This window comes from Castellaniella sp. WN (assembly GCF_054457555.1).
This window is the reverse complement of record NZ_JBTKZC010000001.1, coordinates 2,732,125-2,749,622: the sequence shown is the minus strand read 5'-3', so window position 1 is coordinate 2,749,622 and position 17,498 is coordinate 2,732,125. Positions and strand designations below refer to the sequence as shown.

10 protein-coding genes and 1 pseudogene are annotated in these 17,498 nt (G+C 68.0%); 8 read left to right on the top strand and 3 right to left on the bottom strand.

The features are described from left to right. The first annotated feature begins 64 nt into the window (after positions 1 to 64). From ACTPOE_RS12995 to ACTPOE_RS12980, 4 genes are read left to right on the top strand one after another with little or no spacing between them, the layout of a single operon-like run. Positions 65 to 1,195: an acyl-CoA dehydrogenase family protein gene (locus ACTPOE_RS12995; RefSeq protein WP_458872548.1), complete on the top strand. Its 1,131-nt coding sequence runs from the start codon at positions 65 to 67 to the stop codon at positions 1,193 to 1,195. A gap of 37 nt (positions 1,196 to 1,232) precedes the next feature. Further along, positions 1,233 to 2,399 (top strand): CaiB/BaiF CoA transferase family protein, encoded by a 1,167-nt coding sequence (locus ACTPOE_RS12990; RefSeq protein WP_458872547.1) that lies wholly within the window; start codon positions 1,233 to 1,235, stop codon positions 2,397 to 2,399. A 21-nt stretch (positions 2,400 to 2,420) separates the two neighbouring features. Then, positions 2,421 to 4,634, top strand: coding sequence for an acetate--CoA ligase family protein (locus tag ACTPOE_RS12985; RefSeq protein WP_458872546.1), 2,214 nt, complete (start codon positions 2,421 to 2,423; stop codon positions 4,632 to 4,634). A 45-nt stretch (positions 4,635 to 4,679) separates the two neighbouring features. Beyond that, on the top strand, positions 4,680 to 5,798 hold the full coding sequence (locus ACTPOE_RS12980; protein WP_458872832.1) for a CaiB/BaiF CoA transferase family protein: 1,119 nt from the start codon (positions 4,680 to 4,682) through the stop codon (positions 5,796 to 5,798). Positions 5,799 to 5,861: 63 nt separating this feature from the next. Here the strand turns inward: ACTPOE_RS12980 and ACTPOE_RS12975 are convergent, their stop codons facing one another. Both ACTPOE_RS12975 and ACTPOE_RS12970 read right to left on the bottom strand, forming a co-directional pair. After that, a complete protein-coding gene (locus ACTPOE_RS12975; protein WP_458872545.1) occupies positions 5,862 to 6,398 on the bottom strand; it encodes a cyanophycin metabolism-associated DUF1854 family protein in 537 nt (178 codons plus the stop codon). Beyond that, positions 6,388 to 8,634 carry a cyanophycin metabolism-associated ABC transporter gene (locus tag ACTPOE_RS12970; protein WP_458872544.1) on the bottom strand — a complete coding sequence of 749 codons (2,247 nt, stop codon included), beginning with the start codon at positions 8,632 to 8,634 and terminating at the stop codon, positions 6,388 to 6,390. The genes ACTPOE_RS12975 and ACTPOE_RS12970 overlap by 11 nt, the downstream gene beginning before the upstream one ends. Positions 8,635 to 8,874: 240 nt before the next feature. On the opposite strand from ACTPOE_RS12970, the pseudogene ACTPOE_RS12965 reads away from it, so the two are divergent. The 3 genes and pseudogenes from ACTPOE_RS12965 to ACTPOE_RS12955 all read left to right on the top strand — a co-directional run. Continuing rightward, positions 8,875 to 11,025: pseudogene (locus ACTPOE_RS12965) on the top strand (cyanophycin synthetase); the annotation flags it as partial. A 110-nt stretch (positions 11,026 to 11,135) separates the two neighbouring features. Continuing rightward, positions 11,136 to 13,766 (top strand): cyanophycin synthetase, encoded by a 2,631-nt coding sequence (gene cphA, locus ACTPOE_RS12960; protein WP_458872543.1) that lies wholly within the window; start codon positions 11,136 to 11,138, stop codon positions 13,764 to 13,766. Continuing rightward, positions 13,753 to 14,634, top strand: a complete 882-nt coding sequence (locus ACTPOE_RS12955) for a peptidoglycan DD-metalloendopeptidase family protein (protein WP_458872542.1) — start codon at positions 13,753 to 13,755, stop codon at positions 14,632 to 14,634. The genes cphA and ACTPOE_RS12955 overlap by 14 nt, the downstream gene beginning before the upstream one ends. Positions 14,635 to 14,749: 115 nt before the next feature. On the opposite strand, the gene ACTPOE_RS12950 is transcribed toward ACTPOE_RS12955, so the two are convergent. Beyond that, positions 14,750 to 16,015 carry a transposase family protein gene (locus tag ACTPOE_RS12950; RefSeq protein ID WP_458870343.1) on the bottom strand — a complete coding sequence of 422 codons (1,266 nt, stop codon included), beginning with the start codon at positions 16,013 to 16,015 and terminating at the stop codon, positions 14,750 to 14,752. A 226-nt stretch (positions 16,016 to 16,241) separates the two neighbouring features. Between ACTPOE_RS12950 and ACTPOE_RS12945 the strand changes: the two genes are divergently transcribed. Further along, positions 16,242 to 17,447, top strand: a complete 1,206-nt coding sequence (locus ACTPOE_RS12945) for an aminotransferase-like domain-containing protein (protein ID WP_458872541.1) — start codon at positions 16,242 to 16,244, stop codon at positions 17,445 to 17,447. The last annotated feature ends 51 nt before the right edge of the window (positions 17,448 to 17,498 follow it).

Below are 17,498 nucleotides of genomic sequence, written 5' to 3'. Positions count from 1 at the left end.
TCTCGAACGGCCCGAAGGGCGTTCATGGCGCAACCGGTCAATGGATGAGACGGCATGGGCAGTTATGAGTGAAATATATCGTGAGGATCACGAACTCTTTCGACAGCAGGTGCGCCGCTTCGTCGAAACCGAGATCGCGCCGAATCATTACCGCTGGGAAAAAAAGGGCATCGTGCCCAGGGATGTGTGGCTGAAGGCGGGGGCGGCCGGGCTGTTGTGCTGCGACGTTCCCGAGGAATATGGCGGCGGGGGCGGGGATTTCGGGCACTCGGCCGTGGTGGTCGAGGAACTGATGCGGGTGAATGCGACCGGGGTCGGCTTTCCCACCCACTCGATCACGGTGGCGCCCTACATCATGAACTTCGGCACCGAGGAGCAGAAGCGGAAGTGGCTGCCCGGGATGGCGTCCGGGGAAGTGATTTCGGCGGTCGCCATGACGGAGCCCGGCGCAGGCAGCGACTTGAAGGCCATCAAGGCCTCGGCCGAGAAGGTCGGGGATGCCTACGTGATCAATGGGCAGAAGACGTTCATCACCAATGGCATCAATGCGGACATCGTCGTGGTCGTCTGCAGGACGGATCCCTCGGCCGCCGCCAAGGGGATTTCGCTGATCGTCGTGGAGCGCGGAACCGAAGGCTTCACCCGGGGCTCCATCCTGGACAAGATCGGATTCAAGGCGCAGGACACCGCGGAACTGTTTTTCGACAGCGCCAGGGTCCCCGTGGAGAATCTGCTGGGCAAGGAAAACGAGGGCTTCGCCTGCCTGATGCTGAATCTGCCCCAGGAGCGTCTGCTGATCGCGATCCGGGCGATCGCCATCCTCGAATCCATGCTGGACGAGACGATCGACTATACGCGCCAGCGGACGGTCTTCGGCAAGTCCGTCTTCGATTTCCAGAGCAACCGCTTCAAGCTGGCTTCCGCGAAGGCGGAGGTGGTGATGCTCAGAAGCTACGTCAACGATTGCCTGGAGCGCCATCTGAGGGGCGGTTTGACCGCGCTGGACGCGGCCATGGTGAAGCTGACCGCCTCCCGGATGGCGACGCGGCTGCTGGACGATCTGATGCAGATGTTCGGAGGGTACGGGTACATGGCCGAATACCTGATCGGCAAGGCATGGGTCGATTCCAGGCTGCTGAGGCTGTTCGGCGGGACCGACGAGATCATGCAGGAGATCGTGGCGAGATCCCTCTAGCCAGATCATCACACATTTCAAGAGCATATTGCCGACTATGGATGCTTTCCTTGATTCTTCCGCGCTGCCGTTGTCCGGCATCCGCGTCATCGAATTCTGCACGACGGCGTCCGGGCCCTATGGCGCCATGCTGCTGGCGGACATGGGGGCGGACGTCATCAAGGTCGAACCGCCGGGCGGCGACAGCTTTCGGCAATGGCCGCCGCTCACCGGGGGCTATAGCGAGAATTTCGCGTCCTTGAACCGGAACAAGCGGTCCGTGGTGCTGAACCTCAAGGACCGGGACGACATCGCCATCGCCCGTCGTCTGATCCTCGACTCGGACGTCGTGTTGGAGAACAACAGGCCCGGCGTCATGGACCGCCTGGGCCTGGGGTATGAGAGCTTTGCGGGGGAAAAGCCGGCCCTGGTCTTTTGCTCGATTTCCGCCTATGGTCAGAGCGGGCCCCGTTCGAACGAGGGAGGATTCGATCTGACGATTCAAGCAGCCGCGGGCGTGATGAGCGTCACCGGGGAGCCGGAGGGCGGGCCGGTGAAATGCGGCGTTCCCCTGGTCGATTTTTCTTCCGGCCTTTATGCCGCGTTCTCCATCGCCGCCGCTCTGGTGCGCGTCCGAGCGGGCGGTCCCGGCGCGCATATCGACGTGCCCATGTTCGGGTGCACCCTGGGTGTCGCGGCCTTGCAAACCAGCGAGTACTTCGGTACGAACCGCAGCCCGGGGAAATTGGGTTCGGCGCATCCGCGCAATGCGCCCTATCAGGCGTTCCGGGCGACCGATGGGTATTTCGCGATCGCGGCGGGGAACGACAAACTGTGGCATGGAGTGCTGGATGTGGTCGGCCTGCGGGAACTGGCGGAGGACGCGCGTTTCAGGACGACGACGGATCGCGCCAGGAATCAGGCCGCCCTCGAACGCATCCTGAAGCCCGTCTTCGGGAAGAGGCCGGTCGCGCACTGGATCGGCGCCTTCGATCGAGCCGGCGTGCCGCACGCGCGGATCAATACCTTTGAAAGTGCGCTTGCGGATCCGCAGACCGCCCACATGGGCTGGGTCCAGCCCCTGACGCTGCCCAATGGCCGGGAGACGCGAACCTTCATCGCGCCGATCCGCCTGAATGAAAAGAACTTGCCCGTGCGGCGGGGTCCTCCGCATCTCGGGCAGGATACCGACGAGATCCGGTCAGCGTATGGCAAGAAAGACTGACTGACAATTTTTTGGTGAGCCATGAAAGTAGAGCGGTTTGAGAAAAAGGTCGAACAGGCGGAGTCCTTCGGCGCATTGTTCGCGCCGGATTCCATCGCGATCGTGGGGGCGTCGGTCGATCCCCGCCGTTTCACGGGACGTATCGTGCCGACCCTGCTGCGCCATGGATATCCGGGCGCCATCTACCCCGTCAATCCCAAGCGCGCGGAGATCGGCGGTCTGACCGCCTATCCGACGCTTGCGGACGTTCCCGGTGGCGTGGCCTGCGTCCTTTATTGCGTGGACGCGGGCCGCATCATGGAGGTCCTGGCGCAGTGCAAGGCCAAAGGCGTGCGGCTGGTCGTCGTCGTCAGCGGAGGATTCGCCGAGGCGGGAACGGCGGAAGGCAAGCGTCTCCAGGATGATGCGCTGAAGTACGCGCATGCCCATGGCATCCGGCTCCTGGGACCGAACTGCATCGGATTCTGCAATTTCCAGGCGGGGGCCGCGGTGTCGGCGGCGGCGGTCATGGAGTGGCCGGAACCTCCGCGGGGCCGAATCGGCCTGGTGACGCAGAGCGGCGGCCTGGGGCTGGCGGCCGTCGCGTATTTCGCCTTCGAGGAAGAGATCGGCTTCAGCCATCTCATCAGCACGGGGAATGAAGCGGACATAGACACGGTCGAGGTCGGAGAATTCTTCGTCGATGATCCCGGTACCGACGTCATCGCGATGACCATCGAAGCCGTGAAGGATCCCGGTCGTTTCATCGAGTTCCTGCGGTCGGCCGGAGCCGCTCACAAGCCGGTCGTTGTGCTGAAGTCCGGACGGTCCAGCCTGGGCAAGACCATGGCGGCGTCGCATACGGGCGCCTTGGCGGGCCAGTCCGAAGTGTTCGAGATGGTCTGCGACCGGTATGGCGTGACCGTGGCGGACGATATCGACGATCTCTACCAGATCGCCTCCATGTTCTCGAAACTGAGGGCGTCGGGGAAGCTCCGCCGCTATGAGCGCCCCGGCGCGCACTGCGCGGCCCTGTCGCTTTCCGGCGGCAATGTGGGCCTGTTCGCGGACCATGGATCCCTGGCGGGCTTGGGCTTCCCGCCATTCCGCCAGGAAACGCAACCGGCGATCGTCGATGCGCTGGGTTTCGACGGGCATTTCCAGAATCCGCTGGATACGACGTCGCGGGTCATCGGCGATGATGCGTTCTGGGGGCGCTGCGTCCGTGTGATGATGGACGATCCGGACATCCAGGTGGTGGTGCCCATCATCACCGTGGCGCATTCTTATGGGGCGGCGATCGACGATTTCATGAAGATTTGCGTCGAACGCGAGGAAATCGTGGCCGTGGTCTGGGCGGGCGGCAGTTTCGAGCCGGGAGAACGGAAGCGCCTGAACGGCAGTCTCGTGCCCGTGTTCCGGACGACGTCCCGGGCGGCCCGGGGCCTGCGCGCGCTCGACCGGTATTGCGCTGTCTGGAACGCGCGCGCCGGACGGGCGTCGGATTCCCTCGGGGCGCCGGCCTCTCCCGCGGCGGCGCGCGACCTGCTGCTGGCTGCCGTGCGCGAGGGGCGGCGGGTGTTGACCGAGAGCGATGCCAAGCGGGTGCTGGCCGCCGCGGGCTTGCCGGAAACGCGGGAAATCGGCGTGTCCGGCCTCGCGCAGGCGAAAGCGGCCGCCGCGCGGCTGGGGTTCCCCGTGGTGCTGAAGGGAGAGCATGAGGAGATTCTGCATAAGTCCGATGCCGGCATCGTGTTCCTGGACGTGCCCGACGAGGCCGCGCTCGAGTCCGCGTTCGAGGCGATCCAGAGCCGTATCCGCGCCTTGACGGGGGAGACCGGTCCGGTGCGCGTCCTGGTCCAGGAACGGGTCCGGTTCGAACAGGAACTGATCCTGGGCGCCAATACCGACCCCGAGTTCGGTCCGGTGGTGGTCGTGGGCATCGGCGGCATATTCGTCGAGATCGCGAACGACATCGTCATGCGCCTGCCCCCCTTCGGCGTGGAGGAGGCGCGGGAAATGATCGAACGGCTTCGAGGCGCGGCATTGCTGCACGGCGCCAGAGGCAGGCCACCCGCGGATGTCGGCGCGCTTGCCGCGCTGGTCTCCGGATTCAGCGCATTCGTGCATGCCAACCGCGATGTGATCGCGGAGATCGACGTCAACCCGCTCGTGTGCGCTGAAGGAGGCGCCTCGTGGCGTATTCTCGACGCCCTGATCGTGCTCAGGGAGCCGAATCCTCCCGAGGCGGGGTGAGCCGTGGCTCGGGGACATGCACGGGGAGGCGGGGCCAGCGGTCCCTTGGCGGGCTACCGGATCCTGGAGATTGCCGGCATAGGGCCCGCGCCCTTTTGCGCGATGATGTTCGCGGACATGGGCGCCGAGGTGATCCGGGTGGACCGCAAGACCCCGGGCTTCCTGGGTGGGGGCGGTACGATCGTGGATCGCGGGCGGCGCAGCCTCGCACTGGATTTGAAGGCCCCGGGCGCCGCCGGGATCGTCCTGGACATCGTGGCGGAATGCGATGCCCTCATCGAGGGCTTCAGGCCTGGCGTGATGGAGCGGCTGGGCCTGGGGCCTGACGTCTGCCTGGCACGCAATCCCGGGCTCGTCTACGGGCGCATGACGGGCTGGGGCCAGACGGGGCCCTTGGCGCGGGCCGCGGGCCACGATCTGAACTACATCGCCCTTTCCGGCGCTTTGCATGCGATGGGTCATGCCGATCGTCCGCCCGCGCCCCCCCTGCATCTCGTGGGGGATATCGGCGGCGGCGGGATGATGCTGGCCTTCGGCGTCGTATGCGCCTTGCTCGAGGCGCGCGACAGCGGGACGGGCCAGGTGATCGACGCGGCGATCTCCGATGGCGCCGCCGCTCTCGCCACGGGATACCATGGCATGCTGGCGAAGGGGCGCTGGATCAACGAGCGTCAGGCGAACATGCTGGACGGCGGGGCGCATTTCTATGGCTGCTATCGATGCGCCGACGGCAAGTACGTTTCCGTCGGCGCGATCGAGCCCGCCTTCTATGAACTGCTGCTGGCCTTGTGCGGCATTGAGGACGAGGCGTTTGGCGCGCAGTGGGACCGGGGCCAGTGGGCCGCGCTGCGCGCCAAACTCGAGCGGTTGTTCGCCGGCAAGACCCGCGACGAGTGGTGCCGGCTGCTGGAAGGCACCGACGCCTGCTTCGCGCCCGTGCTGGATTTCGAAGAAGCGCCTCGGCATCCCCATCATGTCGCCCGCCGGACGTTCATCGAGACCGATGGCATCGTGCATCCCGCCCCCGTACCGCGATTCAGCCGTACGCCGGCGAAATCCGGCCCCATATCCGTCCCGGGCGCGCATACGGTGGAAATACTCCAGGAATTTGGCAGAAGCCCGGTCGATATCGAGGCGCTACGGCGGCGGGGGGTCATTCCCTGACGCCGGCTTCCGGAGCCCGGATTTTTCCATGCCTGCGCGGTCCGCGCCCGGCTCCCCCGGAGCCTACAGGAAATGATCCAGGATGCGGCGGCTGGCCTTGTCCAGCGCCGCCGTGTCGCGCACCAGGAACTGCACGCCGTGGGCGTCGACGATCAGCAGGGACGAGGCCGGCAGGCGGCGAATGTCCTCCTCGGCCTTCAGGGTCAGGCGGGTCGGCCCCCGGTCCGTGTCCACGTCCCAGTGGCTGGGCGTCGCCCAGGTCGAGGCGTGGCGGATGCGCAGGATCTCCGGCCTGAATTCCCGCTGCGCCAGTTCCTCGTCCACCGGGCGTCGCGTTTCAGCCGGCAGCGCGTCCAGGCGTTCGATCCAGGCCAGTTCCTGGCCTTGGGCACCGATCAGGGCGATGCCTTCGTCGGGCGCGGTGAAGGGAAAGCCGCGGACCGGCGTCACCGGCGTGTCGGCTTGCCCGGGACGGGCGAGGATCAGCCGGCCGAAGGCGTCGCGCGCCAGCGACCAGTCCGGGCGGATGGGCGCCGGATCGCCTGCCCGGGCAGGCGAGGGGCGGATGCCGGCATCCGCCGGCGCGGTGTCAGGACGCATCGGAAGTCTCCTCCGTGTCGTCGGCCTCGTCCCAGCCGGGAGGGTCCATCGGGGACTGGCCCTGCAGCTGGGCCCGGTGGAGCCGCGCATAGGCGCCGTCGCGGGCCAGCAGTTCCTCGTGGCGGCCGATTTCCACGATCCGCCCGCGGTCCATGACCACCAGGCGGTCGGCCTCGCGCAGCGTGCTGAGGCGGTGGGCGATGGAGATCGTCGTGCGGCCGCGCACCAGGTTGTCCAGCGCCTTCTGGATCTCGTTTTCCGTGGTGGTGTCCACGGACGAGGTGGCCTCGTCCAGGATCAGGATGGGCGGATCGATCAGCAGCGCGCGGGCGATGGAGATGCGCTGGCGCTCGCCCCCGGAAAGGGCCTGGCCGCGCTCGCCGACCAGTGAGTCGTAGCCGTGCGGCAGGCGCAGGATGAATTCGTGGGCATGGGCGGCGCGGGCGGCGGCGACTATCTCCGCACGGCTGGCGTCCGGGCGGCCGTAGGCGATGTTTTCCGCCACCGTGCCGTAGAACAGGAAGGGCTCCTGCAGCACCAGGCCGATGCGGCGGCGGTAGTCGGCGATGGCATAGCGGCGGATGTCCGTGCCGTCCAGGCGGATGGCCCCGCCGGATACGTCGTAGAAGCGGCAGATCAGGTTGACCAGGGTGCTCTTGCCCGATCCGCTGTGGCCGACCAGGCCGACCATCTCGCCCGGGGCGATGTCCAGGCTCAGGTCGTGGATCACCGTGCGGCTGCCGTAGCGGAAGCTGACGTGGCTGAGTTCGATGCGGCCCTGGACGTGTCTGGCGCGGTGGGGCGTGGCGGGCTCCGGCACGCTGGAGATGTGGTCGAGGATGTCGAAGATGCGCTTGGCGCCCGCCGCGGCCCGCTGGGTGGTCGAGACGATGCGGCTCATGGAGTCCAGGCGCACGTAGAAGCGGCTGATGTAGGCCAGGAACGCGGTCAGCACGCCGACGGTGATCGATCCCCTGGACACCAGCCAGATGCCGAAGATCCACACCACCAGCAGGCCCAGCTCCGTGAGCAGCGTGATCGTGGGCGTGAATAGCGACCAGAGAGCGTTGACGCGGTCATTGATGGCCAGGTTGCGGTCGTTGGCCTCGCGGAAGCGCGCGACTTCCCGGCGTTCCTGGGCGAAGGCCTTGACCACGCGGATGCCGGGGATGGTGTCGGCCAGCACGTTGGTGATGTCCGACCAGACACGATCGGCCTTCTCGAAGCCGTGGCGCAGGCGGTCTCGCACCCAGTGGATCATCCACAGGATCAGCGGCAGCGGCGCCAGCGTTGCCAGCGCCAGCAGCGGATCGATCGTCAGCAGAACGGCCGCCGTCATCACGATCATCAGCACGTCGGTGACGAAGTCCAGCAGGTGCAGGGACAGGAACAGGCAGATGCGGTCGGACTCCGAACCGATGCGGGCGATCAGGTCGCCGGTGCGCTTGCCGCCGAAGTACTGCAAGGACAGTTGCTGCAGGTGCTGGTAGGTGGCGGTGCGCAGGTCGGCGCCGATGCGTTCGCTGACCCAGGCCAGGATGGCGCTGCGTGCCCAGCCCAGCCCCCAGGCGAGGATCGAGGAGGCCAGCAGGCCGCCCAGGTAGAGCGTCACCAGGTGGTAGTCGATCGGGATTCCGTTCTGGAACGGGATCAGCACGTCGTCCATCAGCGGCATGGTGAGATAGGGCGGGACCAGCGAGGCTGCCGTGGCCGCCAGGGTCAGGATCAGGCCGGCGGCCAGTTGCCGCCCGTAGGGACGGGCGAAGCGCCACAGGCGGAACAGGGAACTGGCGCGCGGAGCGGCCGGCGCCGGGGCGGCGGCGTGCGTGTCGGCGGACGCCTCGATCGCCGGTTCGCGCAGGGCCTGCCAGGCGGCCGCCAGGCGCTGGGCCTCGGGCTGGCGTTCCAGTGTGTAGCGCCAGCGCGCCAGGCGGGCGTGGCCGTCGGTCAGTTCCAGGCTGCCCACCCCGGCGTGGTCCTGCAGCCGTGCCTCCAGATCGGGGCGCAGCGGCCAGGATCGGCTGGCCTGGGCGTCGGCTCCGCAGGCCAGCCAGCGGCGGTCGGTCAGGACGATCAACCCGTCGCCGTAGCGCAGATGGGCGTCCAGGTCGGTGCGCAGCCAGCCCAGGATGCGTTCATCGGCGGCGAGCTGCGCGGCCAGGACGGTGCGCCACGGCTCGGGCGGGCCCGGCGGGCACGGATCGGCCGGCGAGAAATCGGAGGGGAGGCCCTGCATGAACGGGGATGGTCGAGGGGGATGTCGCGGATCGGGGCGCGGGTGGATCGGGGCGGTGTTCAGGGGCCTGTCAGCGCGCTTTCAGGATATTTTCAGCGTAGGAAATCGCGTCACAATTTTCAACTTTTTTTCTATGCCGCGCAACAAGGGCGAGATTAATATGTGTGCCGATGTTTTTCAGCGGTCACCGGGAAAGATGGCCGTTTTCGCCGGCCCCGGCACCTGACGCATGGTTCGATCATGAACGAGAAGAATATTGAGTTTCTCAATATGGTGCATTTGCGGGGGCCGAACATCTGGGCCTACCGGCCCGTCATCGAGGCGCTGGTGGACATCCACGATCTCGAGGACTGTCCTTCCAACCTTATCCCCGGCTTCTACGAACGCCTGAGCGCCTGGCTGCCGTCCCTGGTCGAGCACCGCTGCAGCGTGGGCGAGCGGGGCGGCTTCCTCAAGCGGGTGCGCGAAGGCACCTGGCCGGCCCACATCCTGGAGCACGTCACGCTGGAATTGCAGAGCCTGGCCGGCATGCCGGGCGGGCTCGGGCGCGCGCGGGAAACGCCGTTGCGCGGCGTCTACAAGGTGATCGTGCGCGCCTGGCACGAGCCGCTGACGCGCGAGGCGCTGCACGTCGCGCGCGACCTGGTCATGGCCGCCATCGAGGACCGGCCCTTCGACGTGACCGACGCGGTCGAGCGGCTGAAGGACCTGGCCGATTCCCTGAGCCTGGGTCCCAGCACGGCATGCATCGTGGACGCGGCCGACGACCGCGACATCCCGGCGATCCGCCTGAGCGACGCCAACCTGCTGCAGCTGGGCTACGGCGCCCGCCAGCGGCGGATCTGGACGGCGGAAACCAGCCGCACCAGCGCCATCGCGGAAAGCATCTCGCGCGACAAGGATCTGACCCGTCGGCTGTTGCAGTCCTGCGGCGTGCCGGTGCCCGAGGGCCGCCTGGTGGACAGCGCCGCCGATGCCTGGGACATGGCGCAGGAACTGGGGCTGCCGGTGGTGATCAAACCCTCGGACGGCAACCACGGGCGCGGCGTCTTCACCTGCCTGAATACGCGCGAACAGATCGAGGCCGCCTATGCCGTGGCGGTGGACGAGGGCAGCGGCGTCATGGTCGAGCGCTTCATACAGGGCGACGAGCACCGCCTGCTGGTGGTGGGCGGTCGTGTGGTGGCCGCCGCGCGTGGCGAGGCCGCGATGGTGGTGGGCGACGGGACGTCCACCGTGCTGCAGCTGATCGAGAGCCAGCTCAATTCCGATCCCCGCCGCGGCCGCGACGAGGACCATCCGCTGAATTTCATCCGCCTGGATTCAGCGGCCCGCCTGGAGCTGGAACGCCAGGGCCTGCGCGGCGACGCCATTCCCGAGCGAGGCCGCGCGGTGCTCGTCCAGCGCAGCGGCAACGTGTCCATCGACGTCACCGATGATGTGCATCCCGAGGTGGCCGCGCAGGTGGCGCTGGCGGCTCGCGTGGTGGGGCTGGACATCGCCGGGATCGATCTGGTGGCGCGCGACATTTCGCGGCCTCTGGACGAGCAGCGGGGGGCCATCGTCGAGGTCAACGCCGGTCCGGGCCTGCTGATGCACCTGAAGCCCGCCGTGGGCAAGCCCCGGCCGGTCGGCCGCGCCATCATCGACGACCTGTTTCCCGCGCCCGAGGACGGGCGCATTCCGGTGATCGGGATCAGCGGCAGCCGGCATACCGCGGCGGTCGCGCACCTGGTCGCGCACCTGTTGCGCCTGGCCGGTCGCGTGGTGGGACTGGCCTCGTCCGAGGGGCTGTTCATGGGGGCGGCCCGGGTGACGGCGCAGGATTCCGCGTGCTGGGATGCCTCGCGCCGCGTCCTGCTGAACCGGGCGGTTGAGTACGCCGTGATCGAGAACGGCGGCCGCGCCATCCTGGGCGAGGGCCTGGCCTACGATCGCTGCCTGGTCGGCGTGGTCACCGGCATCGACCTGGGCGTGACCTGGCCGGAGTTCTACATGGAAACGCCGGAACAGCTCGCGCGGATCTTCCGTACCCAGGTCGATGTCGTCCTGCCGGGCGGGACGGCCGTCCTGAACGCGGACGACTCTCTGACGGCCGAACTGGCGCCGTTGTGCGACGGGACCGTGGTGTGCTACGGCCTGGATCCCGACGGGGCCGCCCTGCGCGCTCACCTGGACGCCGGGGGCCGCGCCGTGTCCGTGCACAGAGGCATGGCGGTGCTGGCCGAGGACGGAGTCCAGATCCCGGTGATCGGTCTGGACGAACTGGCCCCGGCGATCGATGCCGACGGGCCGGCGCCGGTGCTGGCGGCCCTGGCCGTGGCCTGGGCGCTGGGGCTGGACGTCGAGCGCATGCGCATCGGCCTGCGCACCTGGAACGCCCGCCGGATACCCGATGAGCCACCGCTCGCCGCCTAGGGCCTGTACACGACACTCATCCCTTCCGGGCCCGGCTGGACGGCCGTCGGACCCTCCCTTACCCTCCAAGGACATTGGCCATCATGGAAGTCTCCCGAGTCCGGGCCCTGCGCGGGCCCAATCTGTGGTCTCGCCAGACCGCGATCGAAGCCATCGTCGCCTGTTCCGAAAGCGAGCGCGCGATCGGTGACATGGACGCGTTCGAAACGCGCCTGCGCGCGCGCTTTCCGGACCTCGACCTGCCCCGTCCCCCGGGTCTGGAAGGCACCCATTCATTGGCGCACATCCTGGCGGCCGCAGCCTTGCGGCTGCAGACCCAGGCGGGCTGCCCCGTGGCCTTCTGCCGCGTCGCGCAGACCCTGGAGCCAGGCATCTACCAGGTAGCGATCGAGTACGTCGAGGAGGCCGTCGGTCGTCTGGCGTTCGACCGGGCGCTGGCGCTGTGCATGGCCACGCTGCGGGACGAGCCTTTCGACACGGGCGCGACGATCGCCGAACTGAAGGCCATGTACGAGGACATGCGGCTGGGGCCCAGTACCGGCGCCATCGTGCAGGCCGCCGTGCGCCGGGGCATCCCGTTCCGGCGCCTGACCGAGGGCAGCCTGGTGCAGTTCGGCTGGGGGCGTCGCCAGCGCCGCATCCAGGCGGCCGAGACCGATGCCAGCGGGGCCATCGCCGAGGCCATCGCCCAGGACAAGTCACTGACCAAGGCGCTGCTTGCTTCCGCCGGCGTTTCGGTGCCGCAGGGCCGCTGCGTGGAGGATGCCGAGGACGCCTGGGCCGCCGCTCGTGAGATCGGCGGCCCGGTCGTGATCAAGCCGTTGGACGGTAACCAGGGCAAGGGCGTGGCGGTGAACGTGCAGGGGCGCGAGCCGGTGATGGCCGCCTATGCCGTGGCCCGTGCGCACGGCTCGGGCGTGCTGGTGGAGCGTTATTTCCCCGGCCACGACTTTCGCCTGCTGGTGGTGGGGGATCGCCTGGTCGCGGCGGCGCGGCGCGATCCGCCCCAGGTGGTGGGCGACGGCTATCGCACCATCGCGGAACTGGTCGAGCAGATCAACCAGGATCCGCTGCGCGGCGAAGGCCATGGCACGTCCCTGACGCGCATCCGGCTCGACGAGATCGCCCTGAATACCCTGGCCTCCCAGGGCTTCGACCCCGGATCGGTTCCGGCGCCTGGTGTCTGCGTGGTATTGCGCAACAATGCCAACCTGAGCACGGGCGGGACCGCCACGGACGTGACCGATCACGTGCACCCGGACCTGGCGGCCAGCGCCGTCATGGCGGCGCGCATGGTGGGCCTGGACATCTGCGGCATCGACGTGGTGGGCCGGGACGTCTACCAGCCGCTGACGGCCGAGACCGGCTGCGTCGTCGAGGTCAACGCGGCGCCCGGCCTGCGCATGCACCTGAATCCGTCCTTCGGCACGGGGCGCGACGTGGGCGGCGCCATCATCGACATGTTGTTCCCTCCCGGTGAAACGGGCCGGATTCCGGTGGTGGCGGTGACGGGCACCAATGGCAAGACCACGACCGTGCGGCTGCTTGCGCACCTGTGCGGCCAGTCGGGCGCTTGCGTGGGCATGACCAATTCCGATGGCGTCTACGTCGGCGGCCGGCGCATCGACACGGGCGACTGCAGCGGGCCGCGCAGCGCGCGCAACGTGCTGCTGCATCCGGACGTGGACATGGCGGTCTTCGAGACCGCGCGCGGCGGCATCCTGCGCGAGGGTCTGGCTTTCGACCGCTGCGACGTGGCCGTGGTGACCAACATCGGGATCGGCGACCACCTGGGGCTGAACTACATCAGCACGGTCGAGGACCTGGCCATCGTCAAGCGCGTCATCGTCGAGAATGTGGCATCCACGGGCATGGTCGTCCTCAACGCCCAGGACCCCATCGTCGCCCGGATGGCGTCCGGCTGCACCGGCCGGGTCACCTTCTTCGCCCGCGACGGCCGTCATCCGGTGATCGAGACCCACCGGGCGCAGAGGGGGCGGGTAGTGTTCGTCGACCAGGGCGACCTGGTGTTCGCGGAAGCCGGCATCGAGACCCGTATCGAACTGGCCGCCGTGCCCCTGACCCGCGCCGGGAGCATCGGCTTTCAGGTCGAGAACGCCATGGCCGCCGCCGCCGCGGCCTGGGCTCTGGGGGTGGACTGGGTGCGCATCCAGGCGGGCCTGGCCTCGTTCGTCAACGACGCCGGGACCGTGCCGGGCCGCTTCAACGTGTTCGACCACCGGGGCGCCACGCTGATCGCCGACTACGGCCACAATCCGGACGCGATCCTGGCGTTGGCGGAGGCCGTGGAGACCATGCCCGCGCGGCGCCGCACCGTGGTGATCAGCGGAGCGGGGGACCGGCGCGACCAGGACATCCGCCGCCAGACGGAGATCCTGGGCGACGTGTTCGATACGGTCGTCCTGTACCAGGACCAGTGTCAGCGCGGACGCGGCGATGGCGAGGTCCTGGCCCTGCTGCGCGAGGGCCTGGGGTCGGCCCGGCGCATGAGCCGCCTGGAGGAGATCCATGGCGAGTTCCTGGCCATCGACACCGCGCTGGACGCCCTGGAGCCCGGCGACCTGTGCCTGATCCTGATCGATCAGGTCGAGGAGGCGCTGGCGCACCTCACCCGCCGGATCGAGCCTCGGAACGAGGAGATGGATACAATTTCCGCCAAAGAAGGAATAGTGCGAACGCATGCGTATCTGTAGTCCGAATCCACTCCGCAGCCCGAATCCACGGCGCCTGGTCGCGGGCCTGGCGCTGTCTGCCGCGGCCCTGACGGGCGCGCCGGCCGCCGCGCAAGGCTATATCGCCCGCACGCTCGACGTGCCTGTGCCGGGAGGGGTGGCGGTGGTGCCGCTGGGAGGGGCCGCCCAGGCGCCGCGGGCCAGTTATGCGGGCCGGCGCGTCATGGTGATCCGCGACAGCGATCAGCGCTGGATCGCCCTGGTGGGCGTCCCGCTGGACACCAGGCCAGGCCGCCAGGCCGTGCAGGTGCAAGGCCGGCCGACGGCCGCATTCGAGGTCCGCGCCAAGCAATACGCGGCCCAGCACATCACGCTGAAGAACCGCCGGCAGGTCTCGCCCGATCCCGACGACCTCAGGCGGATCGAGCGCGAGCTCGACTTGCAATTGGCCGCCTATCGCACGTACCGGGACGGCGTCGTGCCGAGCAATGTCATGCTGGACCGCCCCGTCGGCGGGCGCCTTTCCAGTCCGTTCGGTCTGCGGCGCTTCTTCAATGGCGAGGAACGCAACCCGCACTCGGGGCTGGATTTCGCCGTGCCGGCCGGCACGCCCGTCAAGGCGCCGGCCGCCGGCCGCGTGGCGCTGGTGGGGGATTATTTCTTCAACGGCAAGACCGTGTTCGTGGACCATGGGCAGGGCTTCATCAGCATGTTCTGCCACCTGTCGGCCATCGACGTGAAAGTGGGCGACGAAGTCGCGCGCGGCGCCGTGGTGGGCAGGGTGGGCGCCACCGGACGCGCCACGGGGCCGCATCTGCACTGGAATGTCAGCCTGAACGACGCGCGGGTGGATCCCGCCATTTTCATCGGCGCGGCGCGGCCGAACTGATCGGCCGCTCCGATCGCCAGTCATGGACCGGCCCGCAGGGACTGATCCGTATCCCGGCCCACCCCAAGTCTTTTCCAAACCGTAGATGAGTCTGAACTTGCAGAGAACAGGCTGTTCAGGCGGCCTTGGCGGCGGATCGTCGATGGATGGTTGCAAACAGCGCCGAGCGTGCCTTTTGCAGCTGTTCGGCGGCTTCATTATCACTCATGGCCCGCGCCTGGATGAGCAGGCTCTGTAGGGTGATACCGGGCTTGAGCCCACGGGCAGGCGCCGGCAGACTGTGCAGCTTCTCCAGCGGGGTTCGCACGAGCGCTTGAGGGTAGGTGGTGCGGATCTTGCCTTTGGCATCGATCGTCTGTTCGGGGAACAGGCAAGGGCGGTGCATGTTCAGGTAGGGCACGAGGTGCTGCTCACAGAACGCGTTGATGGGCCGGGCGTGCTTTTGCGGGATGTGGGCGTAGCCGAAGGTGCGCCGGATGACCACGCCGTTCTTGGCCTCGACCAGGGCATTGTCGTTGGTGTGGCGGGGCCTGGACTTGGTGAACTCGGCGTTCAGCTTGTCGAGCAGGGCGGCCACGCGGTGGTTGATGTATTCGCCGCCGTTATCGGCATGAACCCCGCGGATGCGAAACGGGAAGCAGGCGAGCATCTGTTCGAGCACGGGCAGCAGGAACGCCTCGGAGATGCGTTCGCAACAGGCGACGACCTGCCACTGGGTGATGCAATCCACGGCGTCGATGTAGTACACGCCCTTGATGCCGTCGTAGTCGCCCTGGTGCACGCTGTCGATGCGAATGAAGCCTGCGCGGCCTGCGGGCTCGGGGGCCTTCCTGATCGCGATGGAGACGGCTCGGCTGGGTCGGGTCGGCTCCCAGTGGCCGCGCGTCTGCCGGTAGCGCGCCTGGTGGCGTAGGTTGTACAGGTGGGAGACGGAGATCGTGGCCAGGCGCTCATAGCGCGCGTCGCCGTAGACCAGCCAGGCGCGTTGGCACAGGTGGCGAGTGGCCGCCCCGCTCAGGTTCTCGTGCAGGGCATCGAGCCTGGCCAGCGCGGTGATGTCCCCCTCGGTGTAGCGGCGCGTAAAGCCGTGCGCGGGCGCGTGGCGCTGCCCAAGCGGGGTGTGATCGCGGAATCGGGCGATCAATCGGCTCAGGTGCTGGCGTGAGTAGCCACTGGTCGCGAGCAGGTAGCGGATGACCAGTCCCTTCTGGACGCGAGTGAGCGAGGGGTATCGAAAGCGCTGCAGCACCGACAGGACGTGCACCTGGCGCTGCGCTTGGGTGCCAGCGGCGACCTGTGGCTCCAGGCCAGCGGTGCCGGCCAGGAATTGTTCCAGGCTCTCCAGGCTGGTGAGCCGTTCGTCGTGTAAGGTCAAGATCATCTCCCGATGATCGACGACCCGCGGCCAAAGCTCCAGACTCATCTGATGTTGGAATCACCAGGCCCCCTTCAGACTCATCTGATATTGGACAGGGCTCCCCATGGCCTCCCGGGCGCGCTTGATTTAATATAGAAAGCTTCACCTGCGCCGACCGCCCGCGGATCCGGGCCGGCCGGCGATTTCCAGTCAGTCGGCCCACAAGGCAGGCTTCCATTCGGAATCAATCATGGACACGTCCGTTTCCCGCACGCTCTTTTCCCAACGCGCCAACCAGCTCACCAGTTCGGCCATCCGCGAAATCCTCAAGATCACCGAACGGCCCGAGGTCATCTCGTTCGCCGGCGGCCTGCCTTCGCCCGAGGGGTTCCCGATCCCCGAGCTGAGGGCGGCCTTCGACCGGGTGCTGTCCACCCAGGGCGCCACGGCGCTGCAGTACGGCCGTACCGAGGGCTACACGCCGCTGCGCGAGTGGGTGGCCCAGGACCTGTCGCGCCCGGGGCTGGACATCGATCCCGAGGAAGTCCTGATCGTGTCGGGTTCGCAGCAGGCGCTGGACATGCTGGGCAAGCTGTTTATCGACGAGGGCTCGCCCGTGCTGGTCGAGGCCCCCAGCTACCTGGGCGCCTTGCAGTCGTTTTCCCAATTCCAGCCTGAATACCGGGCTGTGCCCACCGACGCGCTGGGCCTGGTGCCCGACGCCCTGAGCGACGATCTGGTGCGCGATGCGCGCTTCATCTACGTGCTGCCCAATTTCCAGAATCCCACCGGCCTGACGCTGGATCGCGCGCGCCGCCAAGCTCTGGTCGAGCGCTGCGCCCGCCTGGGCCTGCCCATCATCGAGGACGACCCCTACGGCGAACTGCGCTACGCGGGCGAGCCGCAGCCCGGCCTGCTCGAACTGGGCCGTCCGGCGGGCGCCACCGTGATCCGGCTGGGCACATTCTCCAAGGTCCTGGCGCCCGGCATGCGCCTGGGCTACGTCGTGGCGCCGCGCCACATCATCTCCAAGCTGGTGCAGATCAAGCAGGCCACCGACCTGCACACCGCCACCGTCACACAGATGGCGGTGTACGAGGCCGTGCGCAGCGGCTTCCTGCGCGAACACCTGCCGAAAGTGCGCGAACTCTACCGCCGCCAGTGCGGCTATATGCTCGACGCGCTGCAGGAATATTTCCCGTCCGACGCCCACTGGACGCGCCCGGAAGGCGGCATGTTCATCTGGGTCACGCTGCGTGACTCCATCGACACCACGCAATTGCTGCAGGCGGCGATCCAGCGCAATGTGGCCTTCGTGCCGGGTGCGCCGTTCTACGCCGTCGATGCGCCGGTCAACACCTTGCGCCTCAGTTTCGTCACCGTGCCCGAAGACCGCATCCGCGCCGGCGTGCGCACACTGGGCGAGCTCATCGGTCCGGCGCCCGCGCGCGGATGATGGCGGGCGGCACCCCCACCGGGACGGGACGGACCGGTCCCGACCTGTCGG

Excerpts from the sequence above, each read along its gene's own strand:
- ACTPOE_RS12985 (WP_458872546.1), top strand. The coding sequence starts at position 2,421 with ATGAAAGTAGAGCGGTTTGAGAAAAAGGTCGAACAGGCGGAGTCCTTC.
- cphA (WP_458872543.1), top strand. The coding sequence starts at position 11,136 with ATGGAAGTCTCCCGAGTCCGGGCCCTGCGCGGGCCCAATCTGTGGTCT.
- ACTPOE_RS12970 (WP_458872544.1), bottom strand. The coding sequence starts at position 8,634 with ATGCAGGGCCTCCCCTCCGATTTCTCGCCGGCCGATCCGTGCCCGCCG.
- ACTPOE_RS12990 (WP_458872547.1), top strand. The coding sequence starts at position 1,233 with ATGGATGCTTTCCTTGATTCTTCCGCGCTGCCGTTGTCCGGCATCCGC.
- ACTPOE_RS12995 (WP_458872548.1), top strand. The coding sequence starts at position 65 with ATGAGTGAAATATATCGTGAGGATCACGAACTCTTTCGACAGCAGGTG.
- ACTPOE_RS12950 (WP_458870343.1), bottom strand. The coding sequence starts at position 16,015 with ATGATCTTGACCTTACACGACGAACGGCTCACCAGCCTGGAGAGCCTG.
- ACTPOE_RS12975 (WP_458872545.1), bottom strand. The coding sequence starts at position 6,398 with ATGCGTCCTGACACCGCGCCGGCGGATGCCGGCATCCGCCCCTCGCCT.
- ACTPOE_RS12945 (WP_458872541.1), top strand. The coding sequence starts at position 16,242 with ATGGACACGTCCGTTTCCCGCACGCTCTTTTCCCAACGCGCCAACCAG.
- ACTPOE_RS12955 (WP_458872542.1), top strand. The coding sequence starts at position 13,753 with ATGCGTATCTGTAGTCCGAATCCACTCCGCAGCCCGAATCCACGGCGC.